At 69.0% G+C, this 20,464-nt stretch carries 21 protein-coding genes; 17 read left to right on the forward strand and 4 right to left on the reverse strand.

The window, feature by feature from the left end:
- The first annotated feature begins 17 nt into the window (after positions 1–17).
- From puuE to AC3WOE_RS10770, 14 genes are all read left to right on the forward strand, one after another.
- On the forward strand, positions 18–974 hold the full coding sequence (puuE, locus tag AC3WOE_RS10705; protein WP_492690367.1) for an allantoinase PuuE: 957 nt from the start codon (positions 18–20) through the stop codon (positions 972–974).
- Positions 971–2,722: a 2-oxo-4-hydroxy-4-carboxy-5-ureidoimidazoline decarboxylase gene (uraD, locus tag AC3WOE_RS10710; protein ID WP_492690369.1), complete on the forward strand. Its 1,752-nt coding sequence runs from the start codon at positions 971–973 to the stop codon at positions 2,720–2,722. Before puuE ends, uraD begins: the two co-directional genes overlap by 4 nt.
- A complete protein-coding gene (locus tag AC3WOE_RS10715; protein WP_492690370.1) occupies positions 2,719–3,945 on the forward strand; it encodes an ArgE/DapE family deacylase in 1,227 nt (408 codons plus the stop codon). The genes uraD and AC3WOE_RS10715 overlap by 4 nt, the downstream gene beginning before the upstream one ends.
- 104 nt (positions 3,946–4,049) lie before the next feature.
- Positions 4,050–4,580 (forward strand): DUF4142 domain-containing protein, encoded by a 531-nt coding sequence (locus AC3WOE_RS10720; RefSeq protein ID WP_492690372.1) that lies wholly within the window; start codon positions 4,050–4,052, stop codon positions 4,578–4,580.
- 1 nt (position 4,581) lies between these two features.
- Positions 4,582–4,878 carry a plastocyanin/azurin family copper-binding protein gene (locus tag AC3WOE_RS10725; RefSeq protein ID WP_492690374.1) on the forward strand — a complete coding sequence of 99 codons (297 nt, stop codon included), beginning with the start codon at positions 4,582–4,584 and terminating at the stop codon, positions 4,876–4,878.
- A 9-nt stretch (positions 4,879–4,887) separates the two neighbouring features.
- On the forward strand, positions 4,888–5,610 hold the full coding sequence (locus AC3WOE_RS10730) for an RNA polymerase sigma factor (RefSeq protein ID WP_492690376.1): 723 nt from the start codon (positions 4,888–4,890) through the stop codon (positions 5,608–5,610).
- Positions 5,607–6,005, forward strand: coding sequence for a DUF2946 family protein (locus tag AC3WOE_RS10735; protein ID WP_492690378.1), 399 nt, complete (start codon positions 5,607–5,609; stop codon positions 6,003–6,005). Before AC3WOE_RS10730 ends, AC3WOE_RS10735 begins: the two co-directional genes overlap by 4 nt.
- An 82-nt stretch (positions 6,006–6,087) precedes the next feature.
- Positions 6,088–8,466 carry a TonB-dependent receptor gene (locus AC3WOE_RS10740; RefSeq protein WP_492690379.1) on the forward strand — a complete coding sequence of 793 codons (2,379 nt, stop codon included), beginning with the start codon at positions 6,088–6,090 and terminating at the stop codon, positions 8,464–8,466.
- Entirely contained in the window at positions 8,463–8,999 is a 537-nt protein-coding gene (locus AC3WOE_RS10745; RefSeq protein ID WP_492690380.1) for a YcnI family copper-binding membrane protein, read from the forward strand. The genes AC3WOE_RS10740 and AC3WOE_RS10745 overlap by 4 nt, the downstream gene beginning before the upstream one ends.
- 413 nt (positions 9,000–9,412) lie before the next feature.
- Positions 9,413–10,261 (forward strand): PEP-CTERM sorting domain-containing protein, encoded by an 849-nt coding sequence (locus AC3WOE_RS10750; protein WP_492690382.1) that lies wholly within the window; start codon positions 9,413–9,415, stop codon positions 10,259–10,261.
- A gap of 104 nt (positions 10,262–10,365) precedes the next feature.
- A complete protein-coding gene (locus AC3WOE_RS10755; protein ID WP_492690383.1) occupies positions 10,366–12,045 on the forward strand; it encodes an alkaline phosphatase D family protein in 1,680 nt (559 codons plus the stop codon).
- A gap of 20 nt (positions 12,046–12,065) precedes the next feature.
- A complete protein-coding gene (locus AC3WOE_RS10760; RefSeq protein WP_492690384.1) occupies positions 12,066–12,641 on the forward strand; it encodes a DVUA0089 family protein in 576 nt (191 codons plus the stop codon).
- 58 nt (positions 12,642–12,699) lie between these two features.
- Positions 12,700–14,271 carry a cation:proton antiporter gene (locus AC3WOE_RS10765; protein ID WP_492690385.1) on the forward strand — a complete coding sequence of 524 codons (1,572 nt, stop codon included), beginning with the start codon at positions 12,700–12,702 and terminating at the stop codon, positions 14,269–14,271.
- 44 nt (positions 14,272–14,315) lie between these two features.
- Complete coding sequence (locus AC3WOE_RS10770) at positions 14,316–14,564, forward strand: hypothetical protein (RefSeq protein ID WP_492690387.1); 249 nt, start codon at positions 14,316–14,318, stop codon at positions 14,562–14,564.
- 6 nt (positions 14,565–14,570) lie between these two features.
- Here the strand turns inward: AC3WOE_RS10770 and AC3WOE_RS10775 are convergent, their stop codons facing one another.
- Genes AC3WOE_RS10775 through AC3WOE_RS10785 form a run of 3 tightly spaced genes read right to left on the reverse strand, consistent with a single transcriptional unit; the run spans position 14,571 to position 16,974 of the window.
- Positions 14,571–15,809 (reverse strand): class I SAM-dependent methyltransferase, encoded by a 1,239-nt coding sequence (locus AC3WOE_RS10775; protein WP_492690388.1) that lies wholly within the window; start codon positions 15,807–15,809, stop codon positions 14,571–14,573.
- Positions 15,810–15,854: 45 nt separating this feature from the next.
- Complete coding sequence (locus AC3WOE_RS10780) at positions 15,855–16,250, reverse strand: hypothetical protein (RefSeq protein ID WP_492690389.1); 396 nt, start codon at positions 16,248–16,250, stop codon at positions 15,855–15,857.
- Between the two features lie 52 nt (positions 16,251–16,302).
- Positions 16,303–16,974: a histidine phosphatase family protein gene (locus AC3WOE_RS10785; protein WP_492690390.1), complete on the reverse strand. Its 672-nt coding sequence runs from the start codon at positions 16,972–16,974 to the stop codon at positions 16,303–16,305.
- Positions 16,975–17,026: 52 nt separating this feature from the next.
- Here AC3WOE_RS10785 and AC3WOE_RS10790 point away from each other — a divergent pair, with 52 nt between their 5' ends.
- From AC3WOE_RS10790 to AC3WOE_RS10800, 3 genes are read left to right on the forward strand one after another with little or no spacing between them, the layout of a single operon-like run.
- Positions 17,027–17,476: a GNAT family N-acetyltransferase gene (locus AC3WOE_RS10790; RefSeq protein WP_492690392.1), complete on the forward strand. Its 450-nt coding sequence runs from the start codon at positions 17,027–17,029 to the stop codon at positions 17,474–17,476.
- A complete protein-coding gene (locus AC3WOE_RS10795) occupies positions 17,469–18,128 on the forward strand; it encodes an alpha/beta hydrolase (RefSeq protein ID WP_492690394.1) in 660 nt (219 codons plus the stop codon). Before AC3WOE_RS10790 ends, AC3WOE_RS10795 begins: the two co-directional genes overlap by 8 nt.
- A gap of 58 nt (positions 18,129–18,186) precedes the next feature.
- Entirely contained in the window at positions 18,187–19,395 is a 1,209-nt protein-coding gene (locus AC3WOE_RS10800) for a hypothetical protein (protein ID WP_492690396.1), read from the forward strand.
- Between the two features lie 336 nt (positions 19,396–19,731).
- Here AC3WOE_RS10800 and AC3WOE_RS10805 read toward each other — a convergent pair whose 3' ends face one another.
- Positions 19,732–20,415 carry a PEP-CTERM sorting domain-containing protein gene (locus AC3WOE_RS10805; RefSeq protein ID WP_492690398.1) on the reverse strand — a complete coding sequence of 228 codons (684 nt, stop codon included), beginning with the start codon at positions 20,413–20,415 and terminating at the stop codon, positions 19,732–19,734.
- Positions 20,416–20,464 lie beyond the last annotated feature (49 nt).

The raw sequence follows: 20,464 nt of genomic DNA on the forward strand, positions 1-20,464 counted from the left end.
TGATGCAAAGTGTAGGGATGAGCAATGCCCGTTACCCCCGCGACCTGATCGGCTACGGCGAAAACCCGCCCCACGCGCAATGGCCGGGGGGCGCCCGCGTGGCCGTGCAGTTCGTTTTGAACTACGAGGAAGGCGGCGAGAACTCGGTGCTGCACGGCGATGCCGGCAGCGAGCAGTTCCTGTCCGAAATGTTCAACCCGGCGAGCTATCCGGCGCGACACCTGAGCATGGAAGGCATTTACGAATACGGCTCGCGCGTCGGCGTGTGGCGGCTCTTGAAGGAATTCGAGCAGCGCGCCTTGCCGCTGACCGTCTTCGGCGTCGGCATGGCGCTGGAACGCCATCCGGACGTGACCCAGGCCTTTGTCGAACTCGACCATGAGATTGCCTCCCACGGCTGGCGCTGGATCCATTACCAGAGCATGGAAGAGGACACCGAGCGCGCCCACCTGGCCCAGGCCATGGCCAGCCTGAAGCGCCTGACCCTGGGCCGCGACCCGCACGGCCTGGGCTGGTACACCGGCCGCGACAGCCCCAACACCCGCCGCCTGGTGGCCGACTTCGGCGGCTTCGAGTACGACAGCGACTATTACGGCGACGACCTGCCCTTCTGGCTGCAGGTGCGCAAGACCAATGGGGAGCTGGCGCCCCATCTCGTCGTGCCCTACACCCTGGACTGCAATGACATGCGCTTCGCCCTGCCCCAGGGCTTCAGCCACGGCGAACCCTTCTTCGAATACCTGAAGGACAGCTTCGACGTGCTGTATGCCGAAGGCGCCGACAGCCCGAAGATGATGAGCATCGGCATGCACTGCCGCCTGCTCGGCCGCCCGGGGCGGATGCGCGCGCTGCAGAAGTTCCTGGACCACATCGAGGCGCATGACCGCGTCTGGGTCTGCCGGCGCCTGGACATCGCGCGGCACTGGAAAACCGTTCACCCCTTTGATGCGCGCACGGCTTTCGTGTGGGAATGATGACGCTCGACCAACTCAATCAAGCCAGCACCGTCGACTTTGTCGCGCTGCTGGACGGCACCTATGAACATTCGCCCTGGATCGCCGAGCGCGCCGCGGCGGCGCGGCCCTTCAAGTCGCTCGCCGCGTTGAAGGTAGCCCTGGCCCGCGTGGTGCGCGAGGCCAGCGTGGACGAGCAGCTCGGCCTGATCCGCGCCCACCCGGAGCTGGCTGGCAAGGCTGCCGTCGCCGGTGAACTGACAGCAGAGTCGACCCACGAGCAGCAGAAGGCCGGACTGACGGCTTGCACGCCTGAGGAGTTCGCGAAGCTGCAGAAGCTCAACGCCGACTACAACGCCCGCTTCGGCTTTCCCTTCATCCTCGCCGTGCGCGGCCCGCGCGGCACGGGCTTCACGCGGGCCGAGATCATCGCCACCTTCGAGCGCCGGCTGCGCGCCCACCCGGATGTCGAGCGCGCCGAATGCCTGCGTCAGATCCATCGCATCGCGGAGATCCGGCTGAACGACAAGTTCGGCGCCAGGCCCGAGCTGGGTGAGCAGCTGTGGGACTGGGCCGCGGCCCTGGCCGCGCACAGCGACACCGAGGATTTCCTGACCTGCACCTACGCGACACCCGCCCACACGGCCGTCGCCGAGCAGCTGATGGCCTGGATGCGCGACTGCGGCTTCGACGAGGTCAGCCGCGATGCGGTGGGCAATGTCGTCGGCGTCTACAAGGGCACGGGCGAAGGCAAGAAGCGCCTGCTGACCGGCAGCCATTACGACACCGTGCGCCGCGCCGGCCGCTTCGACGGGCGGCTGGGCATCTTTGTGCCCATGCTGGTCGTGCGTGAGCTGCACGCCCAAGGCAAACGCCTGCCCTTCGGCTTGGAGGTCGTCGGTTTCTCCGAGGAGGAGGGCCAACGCTATCCGGCCGACTTCCTCGGCTCGAGCGCCCTGATCGGCGCCTTCCAGCCGGTCTGGCTGGACCAGACCGACGCAGCAGGCATCACCCTGCGCGACGCCATGCAGGCTGCAGGCCTGGCCGGCACGATGGAGAGCATCCAGACCGCCAAGCGCGATGCGTCGCGCTATCTCGGCTTTGTCGAAGTCCATATCGAGCAGGGCCCGGTGCTGGACAGCCTGGACCTGCCGCTGGGCATCGTCACCAGCATCAATGGCAGCCGCCGCTACACCGGCGAGATCGTCGGCCTGGCCAGCCATGCCGGCACCACGCCCATGGGCCAGCGTCGTGACGCGGCGGCCGGCGTGGCCGAGCTCATCCTGTTCACCGAACAGCGGGCCGCCGCCGTGCCCGATATCGTCGGCACGGTCGGCATGCTGGAAGTGCCGTCGGGCTCCATCAACGTCATCCCCGGCCGCTGCCGCTTCAGCCTGGACCTGCGCGCAACGACCGACGAAGCCCGCGATGCGCTGGACGCCGATGTGCGCGCCAAGCTCGACGAGATCTGCCAGCGCCGCGGCCTCAGCTACACGCTGCAGCCCACGCTGGCAGCCAATGCCGCGCCCAGCGACGCGGCCTGGCAATCACGCTGGGAGGCCGCGGTCGGCGAGTTGGGCTTGCCGCTGCATCGCCTGCCTTCGGGCGCCGGCCATGACGCGATGAAGATCCACGAGCTGCTGCCGCAGGCCATGCTATTCGTGCGCGGCGGCAATGGCGGCATCAGCCACAACCCGCTGGAGTCGGTGACGGTGGATGACGCCGACCTGTCCATCCGCGCCTTCGAACGCTTGCTCGACACCCTATGACGCAGAACCGCATTGACGCCTGGATCGGTGAACATTTCACCGACGAAGTCCGCTTCCTCCAAACCCTCGTCCGCATCCCCACCGACACCCCTCCCGGCAACAACGCGCCGCATGCCGAGCGCACGGCCGAGCTGCTGGCCCAACTCGGCTTCGAGGTCGAGAAGCACGCCGTGCCGGCCGCCGACGTGCAGGCCGCCGGCATGCAGTCCATCACCAACCTGATCGTCCGCCACCGCTTCTCGGCAGGCGGCCCCACCATCGCTCTCAATGCGCATGGCGACGTGGTGCCGCCCGGCGAAGGCTGGACCCATGAACCCTATGGCGCCGAGATCGCCGACGGCAAGCTCTATGGCCGTGCGTCGGCCGTCAGCAAGAGCGACTTCGCGACCTACACCTTCGCCCTGCTGGCGCTGAAGAACTCGGGCTTGCCGCTGAAGGGCGCGGTCGAGCTGCATTTCACCTACGACGAGGAATTCGGCGGCGAACTCGGCCCGGGCTGGCTGCTCAAGCAAGGCCTGACGAAACCCGACTACCTGATCGCCGCCGGCTTCAGCTACCAGGTCGTCACGGCCCACAACGGCTGCCTGCAGATGGAAGTGACCCTGCACGGCCTGGCCTCGCATGCGGCCTACCCGAGCACGGGCATCGACGCCCTGCAGGCCGCCAACAAGCTGCTGACGGCCCTCTACGCCCACAACGAGGTGCTCAAGACCCGGCTGTCGCAGGTGCCCGGCATCACCCACCCTTATCTGAACGTCGGCCGCATCGAAGGCGGCAGCAACACCAATGTCGTGCCCGGCAAGGTCACCCTGAAGCTGGACCGCCGCATGATTCCCGAGGAAGACCCGGCGAGCGTCGAGGCCGAGGTACGCGCGCTGATCGAGACCACGGTCGCGCAATGCCCCGGCATCAAGCTCGACATCAAGCGCCTGCTGCTGGCCAACTCCATGAAGCCGCTGCCGGGCGCCGCGCCGCTGGTGGCGGCGTTGCAGAAGCACGGCCAGGCGGTGTTCGGCGAAGCCATTCCCACCTCCGGCACGCCCCTCTACACCGATGTGCGCCTCTACACGGCCCACGGCATCCCGGCCGCCATCTACGGCGCCGGCCCGCGCACGGTGCTGGAAAGCAATGCCAAGCGGGCCGACGAGCATCTGGTGCTCGAAGACCTGAAGCGCGCGACCCGGGTCGTCGCTGGCGCGCTGGCGGAAATGCTGGCCGGCTGAAGAAAGTTGCGGGAACGGGAACGCGCGACCGGGTCACGGCGTCTATCCCCTTGCCGGCCAATTGCCACTCAATTGGCGGCTCCCGCAACTCAGCTCCAGCCACCATGACCCATTCCTTCCGCCTCGCCGCCCTGGCCTTCGCTGCCGCCCTGTCGCTGCCAGCCCAGGCCCAGACCCCCAACGACGCCCAGATCGCCGCCATCGTCGTCACCGCCAACCAGGTGGACATCGACGCCGGCAAGCTGGCCGAGGGCAAGACCCGATCCAAGGACGTCAAGGCCTTCGCCCAGCAGATGGTCACCGACCACGGCGGCGTCAACAAGATGGCCGTGGACCTGGTCACCCGGCTCAAGGTCAAGCCCGAGGACAACCCCACGGCGCAAGGCCTGCAGAAGGGTGGCGACGACAACCTCGCCAAGCTGCGCCCGCTCAAGGGCGCCGCCTTCGACAAGGCCTATGTCGACCATGAGGTCGACTACCACGTGGCCGTGCTGGAGGCGATCGACAAGGTGCTGATCCCCAGCGCCGCCAATGCCGAGCTCAAGGCCCTGCTGGTCAAGGTGCGGCCCGCCATCGACGCCCATCTGCAGCATGCCAGGCACCTGCAGGCCGAGCTGGGCACGAAGGGCGGCTGACATGCGCAGCATCGCCCTGGCGCTTTGCTTTGGCGCCGCGACGGCCTCGGCCGCCACCCATACCGTCACCATCGAGGGCATGCAGTTCCAGCCCGCGGTGCTGACGGTCAAGCGCGGCGACCGCATCGTCTGGGTCAACCGCGACGTGGTGCCGCACACGGTGATGGCGCAACGGGCCTTCAGCTCGCCCGCCATCAAGCCCGGCGCCTCGTGGACCACCACGCTGAAAAGGACCGACCGGCTCGACTATGTCTGTACCCTGCATCCGACGATGAAGGCCCGCCTGGTCGTCCAATAGATGTCGACGATGAACGCCGAGCCCTCCCTGGACCGAGACACTCGCGATGAGGACCGCGAGTTGGCGCGGCGCATCGCCACAGGCGACGCCGTCGCCTTCGAGCGGCTGATGCGGCAGTACAACCGCCGCCTCTACCGCCTGGCCCGCGTCACGCTGAAGAACGACAGCGACGCCGAGGATGCCCTGCAGGAAGCCTATTGGCAGGCCTACCGCGCCATGGCGCAGTTCCGCGGCGAGTCGTCCCTGGGCACGTGGCTGTCGCAGCTGGTGATGCGCGAATGCCTGAACCGCCTGCGCAAGCAGGCCCGCCGCGACGGCATCGCGCCGATGGTGCCGGACGAGGCCGTCGACGGCACGCAGGAGACCGAAGCCATGGACAGCCCCCTGGCCGAACGGCCCGAAGACACGCTGGCGCGCGCCCAGCTGCGCCACCTCATCGAAACCAAGCTCGACGAACTGCCGGACAGCTTCGCCAGCGTCTTCGTGCTGCGCGGCATCGAGGAGCTCAGCGTGGAGGAGACGGCGCAGTCCCTCGGCATCCCGGAAGCGACGGTGCGCAGCCGCTACTTCCGCGCCCGGGGGCTGCTTCGGGCCGCACTGGCCCACGACCTTGATCTGGCGCAAAAGAACGCCTTCGCCTTCGACGGAAACCGCTGCGATCGCATCGTCGCCACGCTGTTGCAGAGGCAGAGGTTGCACAATCCGGCCAACGCCTCACCGCCCTCCCCATGAGCCCCGTCCGTCACTCACGCCGCCATCCCCGCGCCTTCGCCGCGTGGCTGCTGGCCGTGCTGGTGCTGGGCCTGCTTGCACCGGGCATCAGCGCGGCGCTGGCCCATGCGCGGGGCGATTTCTCGGCCTGGCAGGACATCTGCCGCACGCCCACCACCACGGTCGGCAAGGCGGCTGAGCCGAAGCCCATCGAGAAGGCCCTGGACCTGCTGGCCCATGGCCATTGCGCGGCCTGCCACATCACGGCGGCCGACCTCGCACCACCGCCGGTCGTGCAAACGCCGATGTTGAGCACGGAGCTGGGCTTCGAAGCCCCCGAGCGCTTCTGGACCGGCCCCGTCACCGCCCATGCCTGGCGCCCCGCCAGCGCCCGCGCCCCACCCGGGCTGATCTGAGTCCCATCCCTCGCTGAGGCCTCCAGGCCCGGCGCCTGCCTTCGCCCGACCGTGGCGGCGGCCCGACTCCGATCAACTCGTCATGAACTCCAAGACTGCCCTTGCGCGCGCGGCCGCCGCCTGCGCCACCCTGCTCGCCCTCCAGGCCCAGGCCTGCGACGACTGTGACTGCGACGACGCGCCGCCACCGCCCCAGGCGGCCGCCCAGGCCGACACGCCGCCCCCCCGCGTCAAGCTCGACATCGTGCGCGTGCAGGTCGCCTCGCTGACCTCCCTGCCCACCAACATCCCGACGACCCGCGAGTCGGTCTCGCGCGAGGACATCGAGCGCAGCGTCAACGCGACCGATGCGGAAGATGCGCTCAAGTACCTGCCCAGCCTGCTGGTGCGCAAGCGCTATGTCGGCGACTACAACCACGCCATCCTCTCGAGCCGCGCCTCGGGCACGGGCAACAGCGCCCGCTCGGCCGTCTATGCCGACGGCATCCTGCTGTCCAACTACCTGGGCAACGGCGTCGGCGGCCTAAGCTTCCCGCCGCGCTGGGGCCTGGTGACGCCCGAGGAAATCGAACGTGTCGACGTCATGTACGGCCCCTTCTCGGCCGCCTACCCCGGCAACTCGGCCGGCGCCGTGGTGGACTACCAGACCCGCATGCCGACCCGCTTCGAAGCCCATGCCAAGCTGGGCTTTGTGAGCCAGCCCTTCGAGCTGTACGGCACGAAGACGAACTACCGTGCCTGGCAGGCCAGCGCCACGCTCGGCGACCGCGCGGGAGGCTTCAGCTGGTGGCTCAACCTCAATCACACCGACAGCGACGGCCAGCCGCTGACCTTCGCCAACCGACTGGCCAGCACCGGAACCCCGATCACGAACGGCACGCCGGTGACGGGCGCGGTGCTGGTGCCCAACAGCAATGGCCAGCCCTGGTATCTGCTCGGCTCGGCAACGACCTACAGCACGCACCAGGACCACCTCAAGATCAAGCTGGCCTACGACCTCGGCCCCACGCTGCGCGCCAGCTATGTGATGGGCGCCTGGCGCAACGACGCCGACGGCAACTCCGAGAGCTGGCTGCGCGACGCCGCCGGCAAACCCGTCCATTCGGGCGCCATCGTCATCGACGGCAGGCAGTTCGCCGCGTTGACCGGCGGCGATTTCGCGTTGACGCGCGAGCAGCTGCTGCACGTGATGCAGGGCGTCTCGTTGAAGAGTCGCGGCGGTGGCGAATGGGACTGGGAGCTGGCCGCCAGCCGCTACGACTACCGCAAGGACGACAAGCGCCAGAACGCGGCCGGCAATCCGCAGCCCGCGGCCCAGGCCGGCGGCGCCGGCACCCTGGCCGACGGCAGCGGCACCGGCTGGAACACGCTGGCGCTCAAGGGCATCTGGCGCCCCGCCGGCACCGGCCATGTCGTGGACCTGGGCCTGCAGCAGGACAGCTACCAGCTGCGCTATCTGACCTCCAATATCGCCGGCAACTATCTCGCCGACGGCCCCGGCACGATGAGCGCCAACGTGAGTGGCAACACCCGCCTGCAGGCGGCCTATGTGCAGTATGCCTGGCTGCCCGCCGAGGACTGGAAGGCCGTGCTCGGCCTGCGCGCCGAACACTGGCAGGCTCGCAACGGCCGCACCGATTTCTCGGCCACGGCCGGCCAGAGCTACGCCGCGCGCAGCGCGAGCTTCCTGTCACCCAAGGCGGCCCTGTCGTGGCAGGCCACGGCCGACACCACGCTCAAGGCCTCGCTGGGGCGCGCGGTGCGCATGCCCACCGTCGCCGAGCTGTATGGCGCCACGTCGACGACGAACTCGCAGTACATCAACGATCCGGATCTGAAGCCCGAGAAGTCCTGGACGGCCGAGCTGAGCGCCGAATCCGCCTGGGGCCTGCTGCAGTCCCGCCTCACCCTCTTCGCCGAGACGACGCGCGACTCGCTGTACTCGCAAACCGTCTTCGACGCGGCGGCGAACAAGAACATCAGCCGGGTGCAGAACGTCGACAGGATAGGCACGGCCGGCCTCGAGGCGACGCTGGGCACGACGGACTGGCTGGTGAAGGGACTGGACCTGACCGCCAGCGCCACCTATGCCGACTCCAAGATCAAGGCCAACAGCGGCTTCGTCGCCGTGCCGGGCGACACCGTGGGCAAGCGGCAGCCCAACATCCCGCGCTGGCGCGCCACCGGCCTGGCCACCTGGCGCGTCGACGAGCACTGGAGCGCCAGCCTGGCCGCCCGCTACAGCGGCCGCCAGTACCGCACGCTGAACAATGCCGACGTGAACGGCTTCGCCTACATGGGCGTCAGCAAATACGCCACGGCCGATGTGCGGCTGCTGTGGAAGATTGACCGCCAGTGGAGCGCCGCGGTCGGCATCGACAACCTGAACAACTATCGTTACTGGAACTTCCACCCCTATCCGCAACGCAGCTATTCGGCCGAGCTGAAAGTCGATCTATGAACAAGACCACCCCCGCCACCCTCGCGCTGCTGGCCCTTTGCGCCGGCGCCGCCCACGCCCACATCACGCTGGACCAGCCCGAGGCCGCGGCCGGCAGCAGCTACCGCGCCGTCTTCAAGGTCGGCCATGGCTGTGAAGGCGGCGCGGCGACGAAGGAGATCGTCATCACCCTGCCCGAGGGCCTGGGGGGCGCCAAGCCCATGCCCAAGCCGGGCTGGACGCTGACGACGCAACGCCGACCGCTGAAAACGCCCTACGAGAGCCACGGCAAGCCCGTCACCGATGAGCTGGCCGAGATCCGCTGGACGGCCAACGGCGAGGCCAACGTCCTGCCGGACGCCTGGTACGACGAGTTCATCCTGCGCGCCACCCTGCCGGCAGCCGCGGGCGAGCTGGCCTTCGCCGTGCGCCAGGTCTGCACCCAGGGCGAATGGAACTGGGCCGAGCTGCCGACCGCGGCCAATCCCAAGCCGCGGGCGCCGGCCGTGCGACTGAAGGTGACACCCGCGCGCGCCGAAGGCCACGTGCACTGAAGCTGAAAAAAGCCGGGCCGACCCCGGCTGATCGCGGCTTCGTTCACGGCCGGCTGCGCCGATGATTCAGCCCGTCACCAGTGCACGGCCCCCGGCAACGCTGCGGCCCCTGGCGAGGCGGAACATCGCGATCCGCCCGCGACCATGAAAGCACGAGATCCGGGCCCCGCCCGCGTCACCGTTCACGGTGTCGCTCATGGCAGGCCGTTTGCGCTGTGTGAACGCCGCAGCCCCACGCACCCTCGGGTGTGTCCCGGGCGGCGTGAAGCGCCTTTGCGCCCCGACTGGCTCCGGTCAGACGGGGCTTTCCTTTCTTCAGGCCACCCGATTGAGGGGGCAGCGCGGCCAGCGCAGCTAACGATTGCCTAACGGACGCTTTCAACACTTCCGGCCATCCACCACCGGGAGCCCCCATGAAACTCGCCCGTCTGATGTCGTGCGCCGCCTTCGCGGCCCAGGTCTTCACCGCCCAGGCCCAGCAGGGCGTGGACCTGACCGACCAGAGCCACAGCCCCGACTTCCCGAGCTGGACGCTGTACGGCAGCGCGCAGGCGCAGAGCTTCACGCCCGGCAACGGCTTCACCTACAGCGTGCTGAACCTGACCCAGTCGGGCATCGGCGGGCAGGCGGGCGCGGGCTGGGCGCCGCAGGCCCTGGCGCTGGACTTCAACGCCGCCTTCGGCTTTCGCTTCTACTTCAACCTCCAGAACGACCCCAGCCAGCTGCGCGGCGATGGCCTGACCCTGGTGCTGGCCGACGCGACCGGCGTTGGCAACGGCGGCTCCGACCTCGGCTACGGCGGCCTCTCGTCGGCCAGCGTGGCCTTCGCCGTGGACACCTTCCACTTCAACGGTGAGCCGGTCTCGCCCAGCGTGCAGCTCCTCACCGGCGGCAGCAATACACCCGTGGCCTACACCGAGACCGGCCTGGGCGACAGCATCCGCAACGCCAGCTACGCCTTCCTCGGCGAGCTGAGCTACGCCCCGTCAGGCAACGGCGACAACGCCGGCATGCTGACCGGCACCATCTCCAACCTGCTGCTTGGCAGCTTCAGCGTGCAGGCCCAGGTGGACTTCGCGGCCCTGGGCCTGGCGGGGCAGCCGGTGCACTACGGCTTCACGGCCGGCAACGGCCTGGCCACCGACGGCCAGACCATCCAGTGGGGTGCACCGGCCCCGGTGCCCGAGCCGGGCAGCTGGGCCATGATCCTGGCGGGCCTGGCCTGCCTGGGCCTGATCGCGCGGCGGCGCCGCGCGCAGTGACGTGATCCGTTAGGGCCGCCGGGCGTCTCAGCCCGGTCACAGTCGCCGTCCATGCTTGGCGCTTCGCCGGGGCCGTCGCCGCGGCACTCAGCGCGAGGTCCAGCATGGGTCGTCCCCTCAAAGTCCAACCGGCGCGGCCGGGCGGCAACCGCCGCGAGTTCTTCCAGCGCTCCGGCGCCGGCGCAGCAACCCTCATCGCCAGCGCTCCGCTGCTGAGCAAGGCCCAGGCCGCCATCGCGGCCCTGCGCTTCGACCACGGCGTCGCCAGTGGCGATCCGCTGGCCGACCGCGTCATCCTGTGGACACGCATCACGCCCGCCACGCCACGGCCGGCGCTGACGCTGAGCTACGTCGTTGCCACCGACCCGGCGCTGACGCAGGTCGTGCAGCGCGGCTCCGCCAAGACCAACCCAGGCCGCGACTACACCGTCAAGGTCGACGCCCTCGGCCTGCTGCCCGGCACGACCTACTACTACCGCTTCAGCTGCGAAGGCGTGGACAGCCCGGTCGGCCGCACCAAGACGCTGCCGACCACAGGCGTGGACAGCCTGCGCTTCGCCGTGGTGAGCTGCTCCAACCATGCCTACGGCTACTTCAACGCCTACGCCCGCATCGCCGCACGCGCCGATCTCGACCTGGTCATGCACCTGGGCGACTACCTCTACGAATACGGCGCCGGCCAGTACGGCAGCGTGCGCACACCCGAGCCGCCGACCGAGATGGTGTCGCTGGCCGACTACCGCCTGCGCCACGCCCAGTACAAACGCGACGCCGACCTGCAGGCCCTGCACCGCCAGCATCCGCTGGTCGCCATCTGGGACGATCACGAGACCGCCAACAACAGCTGGAAGGGCGGCGCCGAGAACCACCAGCCTGCCACCGAAGGCGACTGGGCCGCGCGCGTGGCTGCCGCCCTGCAGGCCTACTACGAGTGGATGCCGGTGCGTCCGGTGGACGTCAACAAGCCGCGCGACAACCACCGCGGCTTTGCCTATGGCGACCTGGCCGACCTGCTGATGCTGGAGGAGCGCATCAACGCCCGCTCCGAGCAGCTCACCACCGCCGTCCACGCCACGCCCTTCGGCGCCGGCTTTGCGACCACCGACCCCGGCTATGGCGACGCCAGCCGCACGCTGCTGGGCGACGCCCAGGAGGCCTGGCTCGTCAACCGTCTGCGCACGACGCCGGCGCAGTGGAAGCTGCTCGGCCAGGGTGTGATGTTTGCCCAGCTCAAGGCGCCGGGCAGCAACCAGACCACCGATCCAGGCCTGTACTTCATCAACAGCGACCAGTGGGACGGCTACGAGCCGGCGCGCAACCGCGTCCTCGCCGGCATCAAGGGTGACGCCACGAATCCGCAGGTCAACAACGTCGTCGTGCTGACCGGTGACATCCACAGCAGCTGGGCGGCCGACCTCAACCCCAATCCCTACAGCGCAGCGTCCTACGACAAGGCGACCGGCGCCGGCTCGCTGGCCGTCGAGTTCGTCGGCACCTCGGTCACCTCACCCGGCATCGACACCGACACGACCGGCGCGATTGCCGGCGCCATCAAGCTCTACAACCCGCACTTCAAATATGTGCAGCTGACCCGCCGCGGCTACATGCTGATGGACGTCAACCGCGACCGTGTTGTCGGCGAGTGGTGGTACGTGGACACGGTGGCCAGCCCCAGCAATATCGAGACCTTCGCGGCGGCGTTTGAAGTGCGCGCCGGCGAGAACCATCTGCGCCCCTCGGCCCAGACGACGCCGCGCGCCAACGCGCCGGTCCTGGCGCCCTGATCCGAAGACAAGGAAGCAACATGAAGCAGCATTTCCTCTCGCTCGCCCTGGCAGCCCTGTCGCTGAGCACCCAGGCCGCCGACCTGAGCTTCTCCGGCCAGGCCGTCAACCACAACGACAAGATCGTCATCGACTTCAGCGTCGCCGCCGGCAGCACGGTCAGCCTGTGGACCGACTCCTGGCAATCGGGCCTGAACTTCGACCCACAGCTCTTCCTCGCCAGCGCCGGCGCCATCGTCGCGCAGGACAACGACAGCGGCAGCCTCTTGAACACCGCCGCCGGCTACTTCGATGCAGGGCTGCAGTTCACCGCCGCCACGGCCGGCAGCTATCGCCTGGTGCTGAACACAAGCTCCAACGATGCGCTCGGCACGACGCTGCGCCAGGGCTTCGCCTACGACGCCGACACGCCCATCAAGCTCGCCGACTGGAACCAGCCGGGCTACGACGTCAACGCCAACGACCAGAAGGGCGGTTTCTGGCGCGTGCACCTGGACGGCGTCGAGCAGGCCGCCGTCGTGCCCGAGCCGGCGGCCTGGGCCTTGCTGCTGCCGGGGCTGCTGGCGCTGGGCCTGATCGGCCGCCGCCGGCACTGAGTCCCGAAGGCGGCAGCCCGCCTTCCTTTGCCCGGGCCGGGCGGCCATACTCCGCCCGGTGCAGGCACTCGAACAGATCCTGATCCTCTTCGTGGCGGCCGTGGTGCTGGCCGCCGTCGCAAGGCGGGCCGGCGCGCCCTACCCCGTCTTCCTCGCCATCGGCGGCGCGCTGCTGGCCCTGATTCCCGGCGCCCCCAGCCTCAGCCTGCCGCCCGACCTCGTGCTGGCCCTGTTCGTGGCGCCCATCCTGGTCGATGCCGGCTACGACGCCTCGCTGCGCGACCTGAAGGACAACTGGGCGCCGCTGGTCAGCCTGGTGGTTGTCGCGGTGGTCCTGACGACGGCGGCGGTGGCCGCGGTGGCCCATGCCCTCGTCCCCGGGCTGCCCTGGGCCGCGGCGATCGCCCTCGGCGCCATCGTCGCGCCGCCCGACGCGGTGGCCGCCACCGCCGTGCTGCGCCCGCTTCGACCGCCCCAGCGCATCCTCGGCATCCTCGAAGGCGAGAGCCTGCTCAATGACGCCAGCGCCCTGCTGATCTACCGCCTGGCCGTGGGCGCCGTGGCGGCCGGGGGTTTCTCGCTGCAGGCCGTGGCGCCGACCTTTTTGCTGGCCGTGCTGGGCAGCCTGATCGCCGGGCCGGCCCTGGGCTTCATCGCGCAGCGCCTGTTCGAGCGCGTGCAGCACATTCCCACGGCCATCATCCTGCAGTTCATCGGCACCTTCACGGTCTGGCAGGTGGCGGAACACGTGGGCCTGTCGGGCGTGCTGACCACGGTCTGCTTCGCCATGACGCTGGCCCGCATGGCGCCGGCGCGCATCCCCGCCCGCATCCGCATCCCCACCAACGCGGTCTGGGCCACGGTGGTGTTCGCGCTGAACATCTTCGCCTTCATCTTCATCGGGCTGCAGCTGCGGCCCATCCTGCTGGGGCTGGATGCACCGGTGCGCGAGCAATACCTCGGCGTGGCTGCGGCGGTGCTGGTGACGGTGATCCTCGTGCGTATCGCCTGGCATATGGTCTTCAACGCCGCCATCCGCTGGCGCGATGCCCGCCATGGCTTCAACCCGCCTCGGCCCATGCTGAGGCCGACGGTGGGCAGCGGCCTGGTGATCTCCTGGGCCGGCATGCGCGGCATCGTCACGCTGGCGGCGGCCCTGGCCCTGCCCGAAGGCTTCCCGGGCCGCGACCTGATCGTGCTGACGGCCTTCCTCGTCGTGCTCGGCACGCTGCTGATCCAGGGCCTGACGCTGAAGCCGCTGCTGCGCGCCCTGAAGCTGCACGACGGCGACCCGGTTGGGCACGAGGAGCACGCCGCCCGCCATCGCATGCTGGAAGCCGCCTTCGCGCAGCTGCCCGCCGACGGTTCCGCCGCCGTCAACCTGGTGCGCAAGAACCTGAAGATGCATCTGGGCCGGCCGCTGCACGAAAGCGGCAGCCCCTTCGCGTCCTTCGGGGCCGAATACGACGAGCGCTACCGCGCCGCCCTGCAGGCCGCCCGCCAGGTGCTGCTCGCGCTGCGGGACGCCGGCGACATCGGCGACGACGCCTTCCACACGCTGGAGAACGACCTGGACTGGCTGGAGGTGTCGGACCCGCTGCGCGCCGCGAATGCGGACGCGACGCAGTAGTGGCACACCAGCACCTTGCTGCCTTGACCTGACGGAGAGATCGCATGCATCAAAACACCCTTCAACCGGCCTTCCTGAAGTCGCTGATGACCGCCGGGGCGGACCTCGAGCTCCAGTACAACGACCTGGCACCGCATGCCAATGAGCGGATGACCGTGGCGCTGGACCTGGCCCAGCACGCCAGTGAAACGGGGCGGCACCTGCGCTTCACGGCCCTCAGTGCCGGCACCTCGGGCATCAAGCACCTGGCCGAGGTGGGTGCCGGCTATGTGACCTTCGCGCTCGTGAACTGACGCGGCTCAGGCGGCCAGCAGCTGCTCCAGGCGCTGCTCGCGCAGCCCGTAGAAGCGCTTGATCTCGGCGATCTGCGCCAGCAGCTCCGGCCGGCGCGCGGCCAGGGCCTCGGCGGCGGCACCCTGGGCCTTCACGGCCAGGATCATCTTGTTCTTGCTGGTGTGTTCCAGCGCGATGAACTCGAACACCTGGGTGCGGTAACCCTGGCTTTCCAGCAGCAGGGCACGCAGCGAGTCGGTCACCATCTCGGCTTCCTGACCGAGGTGGATGCCGTGCTGCAGCATCGGCCGCAGCACGGCCGGCAGCGTCATCTGCGGGCGCAGCTCCTTGTGGCAGCAGGGCGAGCTCATGATGATGCGGGCGCCCGACTGCAGGCCGACGTGCAGGGCATGGTCGGTGGCGATGTCGCAGGCATGCAGGGCGATCATCACGTCCAGGGGCTGCACCGCCTGCGTTCTCACATCGCCCTGGTCGAAGCGGATACCGGCAAGCTGCTCGCCTTCGATGACGGCATTGCACAGCTTCACCATGTCGTCACGCAGCTCGATGCCCGTCACCCGCGGCTGCAGGCCGTGGGCCTGCAGCCAGTCATGCACGGCAAAGGTCAGATAACCCTTGCCTGAACCGAAATCCGCCACCCGCACCGGCCCGGCCAGGCCGGCCTCGTCGACGGCCGACGACAGGATCTCGACGAAGCGGTTGATCTGCTTCCACTTGCGGGCCATGGCCGGTACCAGGGCCGGCTCGCCCTTGACGAGATGGGTCAGGCCCAGGGCCGACCAGACCGGGTGGGTCATCTCCAGCGGGCGCTGCTTGGCCTTGTCATGGGCTGCCGGTGCCGACGTCTCGTCCCCGTCGACGCGCGTCACGCGCAGCGTCTCGCGACCCTTGCGGCTGACGGCGAACTGGACTTCCTCGGCCGCCGTGTGCAGATGGGCATTGCGAAAGCGCGCGCCCAGCAGCGTGGCGATCTCGGCCAGTCCGGCCTCCAGCCCATGGTTCTTGGTGATGTCCTTGGTGCGGTGCCGCCACAGAAAGCTCAGGGTCGGCTCGCCGCGCAGTTCGACCAGGCGCACCGTCAGCCGCTCGACATCCGCGTCGTCGCCCACCGGGCCGGACAACAGCAGCTTGCCGAACTGGCCGCCGGCCAGGGCCAGGCGGATGAGGTGCAGGAAGCGTTCGTGAGCCGGCGCCGCAGCGGCGGGAGGCGGGGTGATCAGCGAGGTGAAAAGCGGCGAGGACATCAAGGGCCATTGTCCAAGATCGCTGCTGCCTCTCAGCGCGCCAGGTCAATCCGAGCGCGGCTCGCGGAACTTGTCCTTCAGCACCAACCGGGCGATGCGCGGCTCCACATGCTTGAAGAAGGGTTTGGACACGCCATCCGAGACGAACATGAAGTATTCGCCCGCTTCATTGCTGGCGTAGCAGGTGAGAGAGAAATGCTCGGCCGTCGAGCGGCCTCCCTGAATCGATTCCTGCTCCAGGACGATGGTGGCCGTCTGACCATCGAAGGCATAGCGGGCGTCGGCCGACGAGGCGCGGTATTCGCGCACCTGGGCCCTCGCGCTGGCCCGCCTGCGCTCGATCTCCTGCGTGTAGCGACGCTGGTTGGCAACGGCCAGGCTTACCCCGAGCCCGACCACGCCGACGAAGCCCAACAGCCCCAGGGCAGACTCTGCACTCATGCAGTGATTCTCCACTCGCCACTGAAATGCTCCGGGGAGTTGGCCAGGCGCGTCAGGCATGCGTGGCTAGCGCACGCGTCTCGGCCGTGTCCAGGTGCGGCAGGGTATTGAAGGTGACGAGGTGGTGGCGCTTGGGGTTGAAGGCGAACTCGGTGACGGCTGAGTTGCGGATGCGCAGATTGAGCTCGACGCAGGTCTCGGCCGGCGCGCTCAGCACCTGGGCGACCGCTGTCGAGATCGGGCCGCCGCTGGAGACGACAAGGACCTGCTTGCCAACGCCCAGGGCCAGCACGCGGTTCAGCGCATCGGCCACGCCCGCGGCGAAATCGGCGTGGCTGGGCATGCCCACGGGCACCGTCTCGCCATTCATCCAGGCCAGCAGGCCCTGGCGCAGCAGGCGGAAATGCTGCTTGACGGCCTCGGGGTTGGTCGGTGGATCGATGGGGCCGGGGTGGACGGCGCGCACGACGGCCTCGCTGTCGTATTCGTTCAGGCCGGGCAGGGCGATGGCCGGCAGGTCTTCGCCATAACCCTCGACGATGCCGGCCAGCGACTGGGCATGGCGGCGCAGCGTGCCGGTGAAGACAGCGTCGAAGCGCTGGCCGCGCTCGCGCCAGTAGGCGCCGAGGTGGCGGCATTGCTGATGGCCCTTGGCGCTGAGCTGGTCGTAGTCGGCCGCGCCGAAACTGGCCTGGCCGTGGCGGACGAGATAGAGGCTTCCCATGGCCGGCATCATGGACCGCGAAAACGCCTGCGGCTGTCGCGACAATGACGCCATGTCACACCTCCGACAAGCCACCCGCGACGACACCGCCGAGATCTGGCGCGTGCGCTATGCCGTCACCGAAAACACCTTGACGCCGGGCCGCATCTCCGACGCCGAGTTGCATGCCTACCTCGAGGACTATGGCCGCGGCTGGGTCGTCGAGCTGGAGCCGGGTCGCATTGCCGGCTTCTCGATCGGCGACGCCCGCGATGGCCACATCTGGGCCATGTTCGTCGACCCGCCACTGCATGGCATGGGCTTCGGGCGGATGCTGCACGATGTGATGGTGAACTGGCTGTTCGCCCAGGGCCACCGGCGCCTGGACCTCGGCACCATGCCCGACTCCCGCGCCGAAGCCTTCTACCGCCGCGCCGGCTGGATGCCGACCGACGAAGGCCTGGACGCCTATGGCGACAAGCGCTTTGAACTGCTGAAACAGGATTGGAATCCCCATGCTTGAAACCGAGGTCATCGAGACCGGCCCCAACCCCGGCACGACGATCATCGTGCTGCACGGACTGGGCGACAGCGGCCACGGCTTCGTGCCCATCTGTGGCGAGCTGGACCTGCGACGCCTGGGCGCTGTGCGCTTCATCCTGCCGCATGCGCCAGAGCGGCCCGTCACCATCAACGGCGGCTATGTGATGCGGGCCTGGTACGACATCCTCGGCACCGACCTCGTCAGGCGCGAGGACGAAGCCGGCCTGCGCGAGTCGCAACGCCAGATCGCCGAACTCGTCGATGCCGAGCGCCAGCGCGGCGTGGCGGCCGGGCGCATCGTGCTGGTGGGCTTCTCGCAGGGCTGCGCCATGGCCTTGATGACGGCCCTGCGCTATCCCGAGCGTCTGGGCGGCGCCGTCGGCCTGTCGGGTTATCTGCCGCTGGCCGGCACGACGGCTGCCGAGCGCTCGGCCGCGAATGCCGATCTGCCCATCTTCATGGCCCACGGCATGCAGGACCCGGTCGTCGTGCCGGCCCGCGGCACAGCCAGCCGTGACGCCCTGGTCGCCCTGGGCCACCAGGTCGAATGGCATGACTACCCCATGCCGCATTCGGTCTGCATGGAAGAGATCGAAGACCTGAACGCCTGGCTGCTGAAGCATTTGGCCTGAGTTCACCCGCCTGATCCCGGCGCTGTCGCCCCGCAGGCTCGGCGAAGATCGATGAGTCATGGAGCGCCTGGCCGAACAGATCGTTGACTGGCACAACCGCCACCCGCTTGCGCGGCGCATCGCCGTGGGCGACGTGCATACCGTGGGCGTGGTGGCCCTGCCCTTTGTGCGTGCCTCGGCCGAGGCGGGCGCCGTCGTCGAGCCCGTGCTGACCGATGTCGTCAGCACCTTCGACGAACTGCATGGCTCGCCGCCGCTGTCGCGCTGGGCAGCCTGGCAGCTGCGCCTGAAACAGCTGCCCCGGCTGTTGAGGCGGCGTCCGCGCACACAGTGGCGCGCCTTCAGCGAAAGATTCGTCCCCGGCCTGAGTCCCGCCCAGGTCGAGCGCTTTGCGCTGGCCCACGGCTTTGCCGAGGCGCCGGCCACACCCGAGAGCCAGCCCTGGCGCGTCATCGTCATCGACGAGGCCCTGGCCGGCAGCCACGGCGGCTGGCCTTTCGAGCTGTATCTGATGACGGCGGGCATCGACGTCGGCAGCGCCCGCACCCGCGTGCTGGCCGGTCGCGGCATCCCGTCGGAGATCGCCGGCCGCCGGCTCTGGGACCCGATACGGCTGGGCGCCGCCGGCGGCTTGCTGGCCGTCCTGATCACAGTGGCCACCTGGATGCTGTGGCCCAAGCGCACTGCCGAACCGGTCGTGGCGCCGCCCCCGGCGGCGGCTTCGGCCGCATCGGTGCCGGCGCTTGCGGCGCCCACCTCGGCAGCCACTGCTGCAGCGTCGGGCGCCATGGCCGCTTCGGCCCCGCAAACCATGGCCAGCGAGCCGGCGGGCGAGGCGTCTCAGCCCGATATCCGCCCTCGCCTGGTGGAGCGCAGCGACGGCATCAAGAGGCCGCCGATCTTGCGCTCGGAAAAGCCGGCCGAGGCCGTCGCGGAAAAAGCGTCCGAGCCGGCGGCCGCTTCGGCGCCCGGCAAACCCGAGCCCGCCGACCCGCGCCTGACCAGGCTGGCGCAATCACCTGACAAGATCGTCGTCGCCCTCGTCGGCCCGCCGGGCAGCAAAGCCGAGGCCGAGGCCCTGCTGGCCAAGATGAAGGCCGGCCTTGTCGGCGTGCACAGCGATCCCAATGCCCTGCAGGCCGACGTCATCCAGACGCCCGAAGGCTGGCGCGCCACGGTCTGGCCCTTCCCGAGCCGCGAGCAGGCTCAGCTGATCAACGCGACGCTGGTGGCGCGCGGACTCAAGACCAAGGCCGTGAACTTCTGACATGGCCCAAGTCAGCCAGCCGATCGCGAGAGCGCAGAGGAAGATAGGCAGGTCATGGTTGTTACCCCGGACCTGCAGACCTGCGGACTTAAAACTTGAGGCCTGGCCCCGAACCCGCCGAACCCTGGGGTGAGGCCGTCGTGGGGGCCTGCATGCACAAACTCGCCATGTTCATCTTGGGCCGGCCTGTCGGTGACCCACGTGAGCCGGCTGATCCGCAGCGCCGAACTGCTGCGGGCTGGGGATGGCAAATGGATGACCTGACTCTGGCGCCCCCCCCGATCCTCGCCCTCCTCGCTCCCGCGCACCGTTGCGGCCCGACGAAGCCGCGGCGATTCAGCTCCGCTGCAGGCCAGCCTTGCGGCAGCGCGCGGACGCCAGGGCGGCGAAGCTGGCGGCGGCCAGCAACCAGAGCGTGGCGGGCTCAGGCACGTCGCCATCCGAGCCGACGGCCACCGTGAGCCCCACCGCGCGCAGGAAACCCTGTTCTCCCGCGGTGAGCACATTCGTCGGGTCGTCGGGGAAGATCAACTCGATGCCGTTGCGCGCGTCTTCCTTGACGAAGCGATTGATCTGATCGATGCCCGGCAAGCCACCTGCCGCGTCGCTGACCAAGCGGTAGCCGACCTTCAACGTACCGTTTTCGGACTGCAGATCGTCACCCCCGACGCAGCGGTGCGTGCGCTCGCCGTTGGTGCCGATGATGTTGTCGAGGCAAGCCGCCGTGAGGTTCAAGGAGAAAACATCGCTTAACGAGCCGTCGGCCTCCAAAAAGCCTAGCTGGAAGAACATCGATCCTTCCTGGGCCAGGTGCAGGGAAACCGAGGGGGCCCCTGCCAGCTCGATCGTACCCGCCGCCTCGTCGTCCTCGGTCACCTTGGCGTCGACCACATTGGCGCCGCGAAAATCGATCCGCACGTAGTCCGATATCCCAACCGGGAAGGCCGCCGCAGATCCGGCCGCAGCCAGAGCGACAGCGCTCGCGAGGAACCGCAGCCATTTGTAGGTGTGGTGCTGCATGGTGACCTCCAGACGGCGATAGGTTGGCAAAGATGCTGCGCCGATGCCG

The organism is Roseateles sp. FW305-36, assembly GCF_058787015.1.